General features: G+C 68.1%; 12 protein-coding genes. 8 read left to right on the top strand and 4 right to left on the bottom strand.

Annotation, left to right across the window (positions count from 1 at the left end; genetic code table 11):
• Nucleotides 1-3: 3 nt before the first annotated feature.
• The gene (locus JF542_RS08815; RefSeq protein ID WP_207075560.1) at nt 4-1,479 is read right to left on the bottom strand and encodes a caspase family protein; all 1,476 of its coding nucleotides are present in this window, start codon (nt 1,477-1,479) and stop codon (nt 4-6) included.
• A 209-nt stretch (nt 1,480-1,688) separates the two neighbouring features.
• Here JF542_RS08815 and JF542_RS08810 point away from each other — a divergent pair, with 209 nt between their 5' ends.
• The 5 genes from JF542_RS08810 to JF542_RS08790 all read left to right on the top strand — a co-directional run bounded on the left by JF542_RS08810 (nt 1,689) and on the right by JF542_RS08790 (nt 7,120).
• Nucleotides 1,689-2,771 (top strand): OmpA family protein, encoded by a 1,083-nt coding sequence (locus tag JF542_RS08810; protein WP_207075559.1) that lies wholly within the window; start codon nt 1,689-1,691, stop codon nt 2,769-2,771.
• Between the two features lie 208 nt (nt 2,772-2,979).
• Nucleotides 2,980-4,038 carry a DUF2169 family type VI secretion system accessory protein gene (locus JF542_RS08805; protein WP_207075558.1) on the top strand — a complete coding sequence of 353 codons (1,059 nt, stop codon included), beginning with the start codon at nt 2,980-2,982 and terminating at the stop codon, nt 4,036-4,038.
• Nucleotides 4,035-5,066, top strand: coding sequence for a 3-oxoacyl-ACP synthase (locus JF542_RS08800; protein ID WP_207075557.1), 1,032 nt, complete (start codon nt 4,035-4,037; stop codon nt 5,064-5,066). The genes JF542_RS08805 and JF542_RS08800 overlap by 4 nt, the downstream gene beginning before the upstream one ends.
• A complete protein-coding gene (locus JF542_RS08795; protein ID WP_007799527.1) occupies nt 5,063-6,130 on the top strand; it encodes a DUF4150 domain-containing protein in 1,068 nt (355 codons plus the stop codon). Before JF542_RS08800 ends, JF542_RS08795 begins: the two co-directional genes overlap by 4 nt.
• Before the next feature lie 30 nt (nt 6,131-6,160).
• The gene (locus JF542_RS08790; protein ID WP_207075556.1) at nt 6,161-7,120 is read left to right on the top strand and encodes a hypothetical protein; all 960 of its coding nucleotides are present in this window, start codon (nt 6,161-6,163) and stop codon (nt 7,118-7,120) included.
• A gap of 13 nt (nt 7,121-7,133) precedes the next feature.
• On the opposite strand, the gene JF542_RS08785 is transcribed toward JF542_RS08790, so the two are convergent.
• The 3 genes from JF542_RS08785 to JF542_RS24390 form a co-directional block, all read right to left on the bottom strand.
• Nucleotides 7,134-7,475: a hypothetical protein gene (locus JF542_RS08785; protein WP_207075555.1), complete on the bottom strand. Its 342-nt coding sequence runs from the start codon at nt 7,473-7,475 to the stop codon at nt 7,134-7,136.
• Nucleotides 7,475-7,897, bottom strand: a complete 423-nt coding sequence (locus tag JF542_RS08780) for a DUF6484 domain-containing protein (protein WP_007799521.1) — start codon at nt 7,895-7,897, stop codon at nt 7,475-7,477. The genes JF542_RS08785 and JF542_RS08780 overlap by 1 nt, the downstream gene beginning before the upstream one ends.
• A gap of 71 nt (nt 7,898-7,968) precedes the next feature.
• Nucleotides 7,969-8,742, bottom strand: coding sequence for an OmpA family protein (locus tag JF542_RS24390; RefSeq protein ID WP_242533674.1), 774 nt, complete (start codon nt 8,740-8,742; stop codon nt 7,969-7,971).
• A 189-nt stretch (nt 8,743-8,931) separates the two neighbouring features.
• Here JF542_RS24390 and JF542_RS08770 point away from each other — a divergent pair, with 189 nt between their 5' ends.
• From JF542_RS08770 to JF542_RS08760, 3 genes are read left to right on the top strand one after another with little or no spacing between them, the layout of a single operon-like run.
• Entirely contained in the window at nt 8,932-9,645 is a 714-nt protein-coding gene (locus JF542_RS08770; protein WP_224886882.1) for a PP2C family protein-serine/threonine phosphatase, read from the top strand.
• Nucleotides 9,646-9,648: 3 nt separating this feature from the next.
• Complete coding sequence (locus JF542_RS08765) at nt 9,649-10,527, top strand: M15 family metallopeptidase (protein WP_007799515.1); 879 nt, start codon at nt 9,649-9,651, stop codon at nt 10,525-10,527.
• 3 nt (nt 10,528-10,530) lie between these two features.
• Nucleotides 10,531-12,945, top strand: coding sequence for an ImcF-related family protein (locus JF542_RS08760; RefSeq protein ID WP_207075554.1), 2,415 nt, complete (start codon nt 10,531-10,533; stop codon nt 12,943-12,945).
• Nucleotides 12,946-12,963 lie beyond the last annotated feature (18 nt).

Here is a 12,963-nt window from a genome sequence, read left to right as displayed (position 1 = left end):
GCCTCACTCGCAGCCAGCGGCTGCCCAGGTCTGCAGCTTGCGCTTGAACGCGCCGCCGAGGGGGTGCTTCTTTTGAAGCGCCTCCTCTCCCGCGCCGACATAGGTCTGCGCCTGCGTGCAGATGCGTTCCTGCGTCCAGTTGTGGCAATTGCCGCAGCTTTGCCCCTTCCAGAACTCCTCGGGCAGATCCTCGATTGGCGGAAAAAACGGCGTCGCCTCGATGAGATTGGCAATCGAGCGGCCGTTGAGTGCAGGGTCGTCGGAAATCAGGGCGCTGGTGAAGGTGATGGTCTCGTTCTCGGGCCCCCCCGCCGCCACGGCTGGCGCTTCGCTCACCGGCTCGGGCTGAACCGGCCCATCGCCATCCGGATCGAGCCCCGAGGCGTCGCGCAGGGCCGCAATCTCGCCCGTGGCGAACTCGGCGAAGGTACCGTTCGGAAACGCCGCGAGGTAGCGCTCGTAGGCCGCGACCGTGCCCGCCGCCTGCGCCGCCTCGAACAAGGCCTGCTCGTCGGCTGGCGGTTCCTCGGGGGCGGCCTCGGGCTGGGCCGAGGTGACGCCCGCGAGCTCCTCTTCCATGACCGTGGTCAGCAGTCCGCGCGCCTCGCCGGCAAAGGCGGTGTCGCCGTAGCCGCGCAGGAACAGCATGATCTGCACCGGGTCACGGCTGTCCTTGATCGACTCCCAGAACTGCTGCGCCTCGAGGTCGCGCGCGGTCAGTTTCTCGCCCTCGGCAAAGGAAAAATCTCCGACCAAGGACGAGCTGTCCCACGGCGTCTGCAGGCCGCCGGTCTCGCGCAGTACCTCGACACGGACCTGCTTGAACATCTGCTCGATCGGCAGGCCCGGAGTCGGCATCAGGTCCGCCATGGCGCGGGTGAAGGGGCTGTTTTCGCCGCCCCCATCCATCGCCACCGCGCCGGGTGCCGTGGCATAGGCCAGGAACGTGCCGGTGGGCGCCTTCATCTCGGCAAGGCCATTGTCGTTGAATTCCGGGATGTTGCTGAACGGATTGTTGCGGCAGGCGTCGAGGATCATGATGTTGGTGCGGTTGCCGGCCGAGAACATCTGCCGCAGAACCGACTGCACCTCGACCGCCACGAGGCTGAGATCGGCGGCATCGCTGAGCTCGGCGCTGACCGGCAGGAGGTAATTCACCCCAAACGACTGCACCCCGTGCCCTGCGTAGTAGAACAGCCCCGTGGCCTCGGGCCCGGCCTGTCGCAGCGCCCGCCCGAACTGCGCGATGCCACGGGTGAGCTCTTCGCGGTCGGCATCGATCAGGTCGTGGACGTCGAAGCCGAGCCCGCTCAGGGTCGAGGCGATCAGCCCCGCGTCGTTCGAGGCGTTGTCGAGTGATGACACCGATTGATACTCGGAATTGCCCACGACCAGCGCGATGCGGCTCTCGGCGTGGAGCGCCCCGGTCATCGTGATGAGCAGCGTGACAATCGGGAAAACGAGCGTGCGTAGAACCATGCAGTCATCTCTGTGTCTGGTGCCGCTCACGCATGATCGCACCTGCCCCGCGCGGTGTGATTTGAGAGGTCCGAAAGCTCGCGAGATGCGAAAGTGAAGGGCTTCCGATAACCGTTGTTGCCTGAGCGACCAATATTCAGGATAATAATCTTATTCGCTAACCGACCCTATACTAGCATTCATATCGTCACGCAGGGAAGGTCATTACTATGTTTCGTACCAAAACCCGTTTGTTTCGTCTCGATTTTCTAGTTTCCGTGGCCGCTCTGCTTTTTATTGCGACCCTCGCCACGCCCCAGACCATCGACCCGTTCGAGAACGGCTGGACCCTCGATGCCGAAGGCTCCGAGCTGAATTTCATGTCGATCAAGAAGGGCGACGTGGCCGAGGACAGCCGCTTTGCCACCCTGTCGGGCCTGATCACCGAGGATGGAAAGGCGCAGATTCGGGTGCTGATGGACTCGGTCGACACCCATGTCGACCTGCGCAACGTGCGCATGCGCTTCCTGTTCTTCGAATCCTTCAAGTACCCCGAGGCATTGATCACCGCCCAGCTCGATCCCGCGACCCTGCAGGATCTGCACCAGACCCGGCGCAAGATGGTCGAGGTGCCGTTCACTCTCGATCTGCACGGCGTCACCGTGGAGCGCAGCGCCGAGGTCGCCGTCGCCCTGATCGACAACGACCGGGTCAATGTCTCGACCACCAAGCCGATCGCGCTGAAGCTCGCCGATTTCAACCTCGAAGAGGGCCGGCAGAAGCTGCAGGAAGCCGCCGAGGTCACCATCGTGCCGGTGGGCATGGTCAGCTTCGACTTCGTCTTCAACCGCTCGAGCCCCGGCACCCCGGTAGCAACGGCGGAGGTCACGCGGGTTGCTGCCGGCGGCGGCGCCTCTGCGGCGCTCGAGACCAAGGGCGCGTTCGACCGCGAGGCCTGCATCGGACGCTTCGAGATCCTGAGCCGGGCGGGCAACATCTATTTCGGCGCCGGCAGCGCCCGGCTCAGCGCCGAGAGCGTCCCCCTGCTCGAGAACCTTTACGACGTGGTCAGCCGTTGCCCGGACCTGAAGATCGAGATTGCAGGCCACACCGACAGCGACGGCAGCGATGCCGCCAACCTGCGGCTGAGCGAGCTGCGCGCGGCATCGGTGAAGGAGTACCTGCAGGGCAAGGGCATTCCCGAGAGCCGCATGCTGGTGGTGGGCTACGGCGAGGCGCAGCCGCTGCTTGAAAACACCAGCGCCGCCAACAAGGCGCGCAACCGGCGCATTGAGTTCAGCGCGCTGAACTGAGCGTCGCGGCCCGGTCATGCGGGCCGCGCAAGACACCTCCGGGCGCGGCGGCCCCTCACACCGCCCGATGCGCGCGCCCAACCGCCTCCGCGGAGCTCCCGAGGGCAGAAGACGATTGAAGACCGACTGATTTTTGCATGTTCTGACAACGGAGCCCGAGGGCGACTTGGAGATTTACCGACAACTCCCCTGCGAAGCGGACTTCACCATGGGACAGGACCCGGCGGGCCGGGACCACCTGTCGCTCGTGGTGAAACGGACCTTCGATTTCCCCGACACCGCGGGCGGCGCCCCGGTGCCCAGCAAGACGCAGGCACCGCTGGTCCATGCCGACCAGTATCACGGCGAGCCGGGGCTTTCTGCCTGCCGCTGGGAGACCGACTTCGCCTTCCGCAAGGCCCGCTGCGACGTCATCGTGAACGGCGCCGCCCATGCCCCGCGCGGCGAGGTCGCGACCAAGCTGCGCGTCGGCATCCGGCTGGGACAGTGGTCGAAATCCTTCGATGTCTTCGGGGAGCGGCACTGGATGGCGGTGGGGCCTGCCTTCGTCGCCACCGATCCGGCGCCGTTCCGCCGCCACCCGATCAGCTATGACCACGCCTTCGGCGGCACCGACAGGCTCGACCCCGAGGATCCCGAGCCCGGCGCCTATGACGACAACCCCGTGGGCACCGGCTGGGCGGCGCGGCGCAACCACCTGCGGATCAACGGCATGAGGCTGCCCCATACGCAGGCCTCCGACGAGGACATCTCCTCGCCCTTCGGCAGCTACACCCCCATGGCGCTTGGCCCCTATGGCCGCGGCTGGCCGCAGCGTCGGCGCTACGCCGGCACCTACGATCAGGCATGGCAGGACAACGTCTTCCCGTTCCTGCCCAAGGATTTCGACGAGCGCTACTACCAGAGCGCCCCGCCCGACCAGCAGGTTCCTCCGCCGCGCTCGGGCACCGAGGTCATCCTGCTCAACCTCACCGATCGCGGGCGCGAGTCCTTCCGGCTCATCGACTGCGAGCTGCCGCTCACGATCTTTCGTGGCGCGCAGCCCGCCCTCGACCGCGAGGTGCTGCCCGACACGGTGCTGTTCGACACCGATGCGCGCAAGTTCGCGCTGGTCTGGCGTGTCGATCTGCCGATGCGGCGCGGTTTCCTCGAGTTTTCCGAGGCCTGGGTCGGCCCGCCCACCGAGGCCATGGCGCGCGCCAAGCGCGAGGGCCGTCGCTATATCCGCGCCGTGGGCTCCGGCGATGGCGGGGAGGCCTCCGAATGAGCGGCGCGCTGCAAATCCTGACCTCGGGCATGGTGACGGCGGTCGGGCTCGACGCGCCCTCCTCCTGCGCCGCGCTGCGTGCCCGGCTCGACGGCTTCCAGGAGACCCGATTCCCGCGTGGTGGCGGCGAGTGGCTGGTCGGCGCGCCTGTGCCGATGCCGCGCAACTGGATGGGCACCAAGCGGCTGGCCCACATGTGCGCCGCGGCGATCTGCGAGGTCTTCGAGCGCGTGCCCGAGGCCGCGGACACGACCGACCTGATCCTCTGCCTCGCCGAGGACAGCCGGCAGGGCCGACTGGTCAACGACGGTTCCGCCTTCGTGCGGATGATCGCAGAGATCGTGCGCCTGTCCGACCGCCAGCGCGTGCGGCTGGTTCCGCATGGCCGTCCCTCGGGCTTCGTGGCTCTGCAGACCGCGCGGCGGATGCTGTCGGACGGCTCGGACTACGTGATGATCCTCGGCGTCGACAGCTACCTCAGCGCACCCGCGGTCGGCCAGTACCGCTCGCAGTCGCGGCTGCTCACCCCCACCACCCCCGACGGTTTCATCCCCGGCGAGGCGGCGGCGGCGGTGCTGTGTTCGGCCCGCCATCCGGGCGGACTGGCGATCACCGGGCTCGGCCTCTCGCGCGAGCCGGCGCCGATCTACAATGGCAAGGACAGCGACGGGTTCGACCTGCCGCTGCGCGGCGACGGCATGGTGCGCGCCTATACCGACGCCTTCGCCGAGGCGGGGCTCGCGCATTCCGACATCGTGCTCAAGATCGGCGACCTGCCGGGCGAAAGCTTCTGGTTCCGCCAGACCGCGCTGGCGATGATGCGCACCCAGCGCAAACGCAGCGCGGTGCAGCCAATCTGGGCGGTGGGTGCGAGCCTCGGCAATATCGGCGCGGCAGTGGTGCCCCTGATGCTGGGCTGGGCGCTGGCAGCCGCCGAAAAGCGCTACGGACCGCAGGGCCCGGTGCTGATCGAGGCCTCTGGAGATGACGGCGCCTGTGGCGCACTTGTGGCGAGGGCAGCGGCATGACGGTCTTCGCGAACTGTCTGGAAATCTCAGCCAAGGCGCAGGGCTGCAAGATCATCGCCGCCTTCCCCGACACCTGCTTCACCCCGCCGCAGACCCCGGCCACCCCGCCGGGCGTTCCGATCCCCTACCCCAATTTCGGCATGGACAGCGACCTCACCTCCGGCACCGGCACGGTGAAGATCGGCGGCAAGGAGATCAGCCAGGAAAACAGCTCGAAATACTCCAAGATCTCGGGCGACGAGGCCGGCTGCGCCCCGAAGAAGGGCATCATCACCTCGAAGAACATGGGCAAGGCCTATGCCCAGAAATGGTCGATGGACGTCAAGGCCGAGGGCAAGGGCGTGGTGCGCTTCACCGACCTCGCCACCACCAACCACCAGAGCAACACCGGCAACGATGCGCCCTGGCTGATCGTCGGCAAGCCGGGGATGCCGGGCTTTCGCGACACCGACAATTGCCTCGTGGGCAGCTATGGCGAGATCAAGGACAAGTGCAACGAGCGCGGCGGCGAGGCCCACCACATCATTCCGGACGAATATCTCCGGGACGGCACCCGCGACGAGTCGAAGCCCGCCCACGAGAGCTTCCCGCCCATCGACGATGCCTGCGCGATCTGCGTCGGCGGCAAGTCGAGCGGCAAGTCGCAGGCCGAGCGACAGAGCGACACCGGAAAGAAGATCGCCAAGAAGGCCGACGAATACGCCGCCGACAAGAAGGTCAAGTCGCTCAGCACCGGGCGCGGCCACGGCTACATGCACTATTTCTTTGACGCCAGTTTCGGCAACAACGCCCGCCCGATCGGCGACGCCGTCGATATCGCAAAGCAGGCGCTGACCAACTGCGCCGCCTACCAGTCGGCGGTGGTCGACACGGAATGTGCCGAGGCTGGGAAGGAATGCGTCGAGAAGCAGTTCGAGAATGCCTGCGCCAAGGATCCGCAGCCCACCTGCAAGGCCAACACCCGCAAATCGAACGAACGCTTCGACAACGCCAAGGAACGGCTGAGCCGCGATGGCAAGCTGAACCAGAACCTGATGCCGACCCGCCATTCCTCGCTGACCTGAGCCGGGCACCCGCCCGGATGGAGACCGCCCATGTACGCCCTGCCCGTCACCGACACGCTGGTTCTCGCCATCGATGATTCCGAGGACGAGGACTGGGTCTTTCATTTCGTGGAGTTCGACCCGACGGCCCATCACAGCTATCGCACGCCGCATGGCGGGCAGGTGCTGGCGATGACGGTGAACCCCAAGAGCCATGCGGCCTGGATCGTCGCCGCCGGGCAGCTCTATGCCTCCTCGCGCGAGATGGAGATCGCGGTGCCGCTGCCGCTGCCGGTCGAGGGCATGGTGCCCTTCGACGTGACGCTGATCGGCGATCGCTACTATGTCTGCGGCAATGCCTCCAACATCTGGTACTACGATGTCCCACGCGAGGAGTGGGTGCCGCTGGTGGTGCCCGAGCCGCGCCCCGAGCTGCCGCCACGGCAGGGCGGCGAGACCGCCGAGAGCTATACCCGCCGCACCAGCCCTCGGATGTACGACCACGCCCGGCGATTTCCGGACATGTACCGCGCATTCCCGGTCGGACAGGAGAGCTATTTCTGCGGCGCGCTGGGGCGGGTCATCCGCCTGAAGGACGGCGCCACCGACGAGCAGTGGCTCGAGACCGGCGCGCGGCTGGTACATGGCTTCGACGAGGACGGCGCGGCGGTGCTGTGCGGCGACGATCCCGTCGCCGGGATCTATCGCGGCACCATCGACGAGGGTTTCGAGCAGCTGTTTCAGGACGACAACCCGGCGCTGCACCTGACCGCGCGGCATGGCGGTACGCGCTATATCGGCGCCGGGCTCGATCCCGACCACGAGGGCCCTTGCCTGTTCACTCTGGAGGATGGCGAGCTTGCGCCGGTTGAGACCGGCTGCGAGCGCGAGCCCGAGCATCTCACCCATCTCAAGGTCACGGGCTCGGTGCTCTGGGCCACGGATCTGGAGGGCATCTTCCGGCTCAAGGATGGGCGCTGGCGGCTGACCGAGATCGCCGATCTCGCCTGATCACAGACCGGCCTCACGCCGGCAGCGAGCCCAGCAGGAAGGCGCGCACCTTGTCGAGATCAAGCGCCGCCACGGTCAGGCCGGCGGCGCTTGGCTGCAGCATCCGCACCACGAAGAGCTCGCCCGCCTCCGGGTACTCGATATAGCGCTCCTCGGCGACCTTCAGCCCTTCGGAGCCCGCCACCCTCAGCCCGTCGATATGCGCCTCGAGCCGTTCGAGCAGCCGCTCGATGCGCTCGGCATCCATGTCGGGATTGTCGTCGGGGTTGAGCAGCGCGTGATCGTAGACCGACCACAGGAACGCGGCCTGCTCGGCGTGCTGACGCAGCATTTCGGGCAGGACCGGTGCGGGCATCAGTTCAGGTTCACCGATCCGCCGCGGATGCGGTTCGAGGCCGAAGCATGGCTGACAAGATAGGTGCCCCGGATGGTGATGTGGCCGTCCTTCTCCATCACGATGGAGGATTTGCCGCAGCGCAGTTCGATGCGCTCGTTGGCGGTGATCTTCACCCGCTCGCCGTCCCGTACAACTTCGGGCGCATCCTCGCGCAGGCGCGGCTCGACGATCTTGCCAACGATCAGTGGACGCGCGCTGTCGCCATCCTCGTAGAGCAGCGCCACCTCGGATCCGACATCGTCGGGTCCAAGATGGGCAAGGCTGCGCGCCGGCACCGCCCGGTCTTCGGGATTGCCGGCGAAGACCACCAGCGGCAGGCCGTCCTCGAAGCCGAGCAGCAGCCCGATGATCACGCCCTGAATGCGCTCCGATACCTGCATCTGTCCGACCTCCCTGTCGGCTCCGGTGTGCTGACGCGGGCGGCGGTCGATGCCCCGCCCGCGCGAAATCCTCAGCTCAGCGCCTGGAACTCGACGCGGCGGTTCTCGTCGGCGCGCGGGTTGGCCTCGTTGAACGGGAAGCGCTCGCCCATGCCCACGGTCTCGAGCCGCGACGGCGGCAGGCCGCATTCCTCGATCAGGTTGCGCGCGACTTCCTTGGCGCGCAGCACCGAGAGCGTCTCGTTATAGGCGTCGGAACCGGCGGAATCTGTGTGGCCGACGATGCGAATCTTGCCGACATCGGCCGCCATCAGCGCCATGCAGACCGTCTGCAGCTTGGGCTTCTGGTCGTCCGAGATCGCGGCGCTGTCGAAGCCGAACTCGATATGCAGGTTGACCTGCAGCTCGGGCGCGAGCTGGCCGAACACCATCGGCGCGTCGCTGGCCGCCGCCAGAAGCGGCCTGTTGGGATCGGCGGGGCGCTGCGGGGCGCTGTCGCTCGAGGCGGAGATCGACACGCCCTGCCCGCTGCCCGACGGTGCGGCAAGCTCCGGCGCGGTGGTCGCCACCTGCGGCGCGGTCTGCTGCAGCTCGGGCGCGGAAGGAGCCGCCGGCTCCGTCGCGGCCACTTCGGGCGCCGCGCTCTCGGCGGTGACATCCTGCACGGTGATCAGCTTGAGACCGCGGGTCTGGCCGAGGCCGCTGGTCTCGGCCTCTTCGAAGACCTGCTTCTGGCGCTGGAAGATCTCGGTCAGCTCGTCGACGGAAAGCTCATCCTGCGCGAGCGCCGGCATCGCCAGCGCGCAGAGACAGGACATGGAAAACAAAGTCGTTCTCAAAAGCATATTCACCTCCCTTGGAAAAAGGTTTTTCGAATGCTGAAAAAAGAGTAGCATGGCGATTGTTTGAATACAGCTATTTTCGGGGGAAAGGCGGGGCAGGTAAACCCGCATTGACGCCGAGCCCCACCGGCATTGATCGAGGCGCGCATGTCCACGCCCCAGACCCGAAATCCTGTCCTGAGACCTTTGCCGGTGCCCAGCTTCCAAGGGGCTGGCCTCACCCATACGGGCTGTGTCCGCGAAGAGAACGAGGACAGCATCCTCACCGATCCCGCGGGCCTTCTCTGGGCGGTGGCCGATGGCATGGGCGGCTATGGCCACGGCGCGATGGCCTCGGACATGGTGATCGACCAGGTCACGCTGGTGAGCGATTTCGCCCCGCCCGTCCCGACCATCCGCGCCCGCCTGCAGCAGGCCAACCGCGCCATCCACGCAAAGGCCCAGAGCCCCGGGATCGGCCAGATGGGCGCCACCGCCGTGGTCATGCTGATCCAGAACTCCACCGCCCATATTGCCTGGGCCGGCGATTGCCGCGCCTACCTGATGCGTGCCGGGCAGCTGCGGCTTCTGACCCGCGATCACACCGTGGTGCAAGAGATGGTCGATCAGGGCCTTCTGAAGGACGGCGACCGCAACCGCCACCCGCAACGCCACGTGGTCACCCGCGCCGTGGGCGCAGAGCCCGATCTCGAGGTCGACGACACCGCCGTGCCGCTGGTGCCCGGCGACCGGATCCTGCTCTGCAGCGACGGGCTCACCGCCGGGCTCGCCGACCAGACCATCGCCAACCTCATGCATCTTGACGCCCCCCCGCGCGAGATCTGCGCCGAGCTGGTGCGCGCCTGCATCGAGGCCGGCGCACCGGACAACGTCTCGGTGATCTGCGTCTTCGCCTCGGAGGGCTGAGCGATGCGGGACGGCGCCTTCATCGGCCCCATCATCATTGCCATCGGGCTGATCGTTGCGGCGATCTGCTTTGCCGTGGTCGGCGCCCTTCTGCAGACCGCCGACGGCCGCACCGAGTTGCGGCTCGAGCGCGCCGAGGCCGAGATCTCGCAGCTGCGCAGCGGGCTCGACACGCTGCGCTCCGAACTGCGCGACGCCGAGGCCGAGACCGAGCGGCTCGAGGAGGAGATCGCCCTCGCCGCCAGCCGCGCCCCCGCCGCGAGCCCCGCGCTTGCCGTGCCTGAGGTCGTGCCCGGCGCAGCAGAGGTCATCGGCGCCGCCGAGGATCTGCCCGGGACCGAGGAGATGACCGAGGAGATGCGCACCGCCAAGTCGCGCTTCAACATGGGCATCACCCAGCCCGGCAACCGCGTGATGCTGGAGATCCTCGGTCACCCGCGCAGCACCTATTCGACCACCTGCCAGGCGGTGACCCAGCCCAAGCTCAAGGCGCTGATGGAGACCCGGCAGGTCGGTCCGATCCGGGTCACCATGATCCGCCCGGCGCTCGACAGTCTTCAGCGCATCGTCGACAAGCTCGAGGCGCAGGAGCCCGACATCTACGCCGCGCTCGGCACCGCGGGCGCGATCTGCGCACGGCTGATCCGCGGGTCACGCAGCTCGGTCTCGAACCACAGCTGGGGCACCGCGATCGACCTCAAGCTGCAGGGCCAGCTCGACGGCTTTGCCGATGGCGGCACCCAGTTCGGCCTGCTGCTGCTGGCCGAGCTCTTCAACGAGGAAGGCTGGTACTGGGGCGCGGGGTACCGGCGCGAGGACTCGATGCATTTCGAGGTCGGGGTCGAGACCCTGCGCAAATGGCAGGCCGAGGGCCTGCTCTGACAGATGGCACCGTCCCCGCTCAGACAGACCGCCGGGCCGGTGCTCCACTTCATCGAAGGGCTCGACGCCAGACATGGCGAGCGCCGCATCATCGACGAGGCCGCGCCGCTCCTCGACGGGTTCGAAACAGCCGCGCAACGGGCCGGCGTCGCGCCGGTTGCGATCAAGCCCGCCCGCTATGCGCTGGCGATGCTGATCGACCAGCGCGCACGCCAACTCAAAGGCATCACGTTGGGCACCTGGTCGGTGCTGGCCCGGCGCACGCTCTTCGAGGGGCGCGACATCCCGATGGCCCGGATCCGCGAATTTCGCGACACCGCCCGGCGCAACGGCATGGACGATCTCGAGGCGTTTCTTGGCGAGATGCTGGAGCGGGCCGAGACCCTGCGCGCCGGGCCGCAGCGCCGCCACGGCGGCGGCTGGGGCTGGAAGGCAGCGGCCTTCGCGCTGCTGCTGGTCGGCGGTCTGGCCGCCTATGCCGGGGTGCTCGAGTACCGGTTCCAGCGCCAGATCGGCGCGGATTTCGAGGCCGAGGCGCTCAATATCGGGCTCGACCGCCCGCAGGAGGGGGCTGAACTGGTGCGCCGTCTCGACGCGCTGCGCGCCGCCGCCGACCGGGTGGTGCAGGTCGAGCAGCGCGCGCCGCTGCGCCGCGTGGTAAGGCTGCCCGTGGTCGACAGCGAGACCCGCGCCGAGGCCGCCTATGCCGAGGCTGCGCGCCGTCAGGTGCCGCCGGAGCTGGCGCGCGGGTTAGAGCAGTTCCTTGCCACCGAGGGCGACGGGCTGGCGCTTTACGACACGCTGCGCGCCTGGTCGGTGCTGACCGGCGATCAGGGCTGGCAGCCCGGCTACCTTGCCGGCTGGCTCGAGGATCACGGCGCCTCGGTCGGGCTCGACGGGCTGGCGCGGCACGTGGCGCCGCTCGAGGGGCCGTTGGCGCTGCAACCGCAGGACACCCAGATCATGGACCAGGCGCGCGACTTTGCCGCCGAGGTGCCGGAACCCGCGCGCGCCTGGCTCGAGCTTCTGCGCTCGGACGAGATGCGCGCCCTGCCCGACTGGGTCGCCCCCAAGGCGGTGCCCGGGGTCGAGACAGTGCTGCTGCGCCGCTCCGGTGCGCCAATCTCGCAGGGCATCCCCGGCCTTTTCACGACCCAAGGCTGGCAGGCGGCGCGCAGCACCGGCGTGGGCCTCGCGGTGCAGAAGGCCCGCGCCGTGGCGCCCGACATCACCGGCGTGGCGCTGCCGCCCGAGAACAGCTCGCCCGACCTGCTGCTCGACCGGCTGCACCGCGAGACGGCGGCGGCGTGGAAGGACTGGCTGGCAGATCTGCGGGTGCAGCCCTTCGCCGACCGCGAAACCGCCATCATGGTCTCGGGACAGCTGGCGCAGGCAGAGAACCCCCTCACCCGCCTGCTGCGCGAGGTCTGGGAGCAGAGCGGCGGCAATGACCGCAGCCGCAGCCACGAGCAGCAACTCCTGCTCGCGCGAGAGTTCGGGCCGATGATCCAGTATGTCGAACAGGGCCGCATGGCCGAAATCGCGCGGCTCTTTTCGACCCTCAACGTGGCACTCGGCGCGGTCGATATCGACGCCCGCCGCGCCAGCCGGCGGCTGATGACCTTTCAGGACCGCGCGCGCTCCATCGCGGCGCTGAAAAGCGCGCCGCGCATCGTGGTGCAGATCGCCGAGGACGTGCTGGCGCAATCCGCCCGCCCCGCTGCCGAGGACGCGGCGCAATATCCCATTGCGCGGCAATGGCAGCAGCAGGTCTTCCCGCTCTGTCGCAACACCGTGAGCGGGCGCTACCCGTTCCAGAATGGGGCCGATGCGAGCCTTGCCGAGCTCGCCTCCCTGCTTGGCCCGCAGGGCACGCTGACCACCTTCCTCGCGACCTATGCCCAGCCGATGCTCGAGACCGGCGAAAGCCCGTGGCGCTGGAAGCCCGAGGCGCGCTTTGCCGGGATGCAGCCGGAAAGCGCCGAGTTCCTCGAGCGCGCGGCGCAGATCTCGCAGGCGCTGTTCACCGCCGACGGCCGGCTCTCGCACAGCCTGACGCTTGCGGCACTGGCCGAGCGCGGCCAGACCCTCGTGGCGATCGGAGGCAGCGCCGCCCCGGTGCGCGCCAGCGGCGCGCCCGCGACGCTCGACTGGCCGGGCCCCCGCCCCGAGGCCGGGGTCGAGGTGGCGTTTCGCGAAAGCACCGACGCGGCGCGTCTGATCGAGACCGGCGCTTGGGGGCTCTACCGCCTGATCGACGGCACAAGGCTGCGGCTGCGCGATGACGGCGCGCGCGCCCTTCTCGACCTGCGCAACAGCGAGGGACGGGTGTTTCTGGAGCTCGGATTTCCGGCGCCGCTCAACCCGGTGTCGATCCGACCGGTCCTGCGAGCCTTCGACTGCCCCGCGAGCTTGTGAAGTTTACAACCCACGAGG

The organism is Salipiger bermudensis (assembly GCF_017309175.1).
Lineage (GTDB): Bacteria > Pseudomonadota > Alphaproteobacteria > Rhodobacterales > Rhodobacteraceae > Salipiger > Salipiger bermudensis.
This window is presented reverse-complemented; position numbering and strand designations above follow the sequence as displayed.

What these genes read in the sequence shown, in the direction of transcription:
- JF542_RS08815 (WP_207075560.1), bottom strand. Translation starts at nt 1,479, where the DNA reads ATGGTTCTACGCACGCTCGTTTTCCCGATTGTCACGCTGCTCATCACG.
- JF542_RS08760 (WP_207075554.1), top strand. Translation starts at nt 10,531, where the DNA reads ATGGCACCGTCCCCGCTCAGACAGACCGCCGGGCCGGTGCTCCACTTC.
- JF542_RS08810 (WP_207075559.1), top strand. Translation starts at nt 1,689, where the DNA reads ATGTTTCGTACCAAAACCCGTTTGTTTCGTCTCGATTTTCTAGTTTCC.
- JF542_RS08765 (WP_007799515.1), top strand. Translation starts at nt 9,649, where the DNA reads ATGCGGGACGGCGCCTTCATCGGCCCCATCATCATTGCCATCGGGCTG.
- JF542_RS08790 (WP_207075556.1), top strand. Translation starts at nt 6,161, where the DNA reads ATGTACGCCCTGCCCGTCACCGACACGCTGGTTCTCGCCATCGATGAT.
- JF542_RS08800 (WP_207075557.1), top strand. Translation starts at nt 4,035, where the DNA reads ATGAGCGGCGCGCTGCAAATCCTGACCTCGGGCATGGTGACGGCGGTC.
- JF542_RS08805 (WP_207075558.1), top strand. Translation starts at nt 2,980, where the DNA reads ATGGGACAGGACCCGGCGGGCCGGGACCACCTGTCGCTCGTGGTGAAA.
- JF542_RS08785 (WP_207075555.1), bottom strand. Translation starts at nt 7,475, where the DNA reads ATGCCCGCACCGGTCCTGCCCGAAATGCTGCGTCAGCACGCCGAGCAG.
- JF542_RS08795 (WP_007799527.1), top strand. Translation starts at nt 5,063, where the DNA reads ATGACGGTCTTCGCGAACTGTCTGGAAATCTCAGCCAAGGCGCAGGGC.
- JF542_RS24390 (WP_242533674.1), bottom strand. Translation starts at nt 8,742, where the DNA reads ATGCTTTTGAGAACGACTTTGTTTTCCATGTCCTGTCTCTGCGCGCTG.
- JF542_RS08780 (WP_007799521.1), bottom strand. Translation starts at nt 7,897, where the DNA reads ATGCAGGTATCGGAGCGCATTCAGGGCGTGATCATCGGGCTGCTGCTC.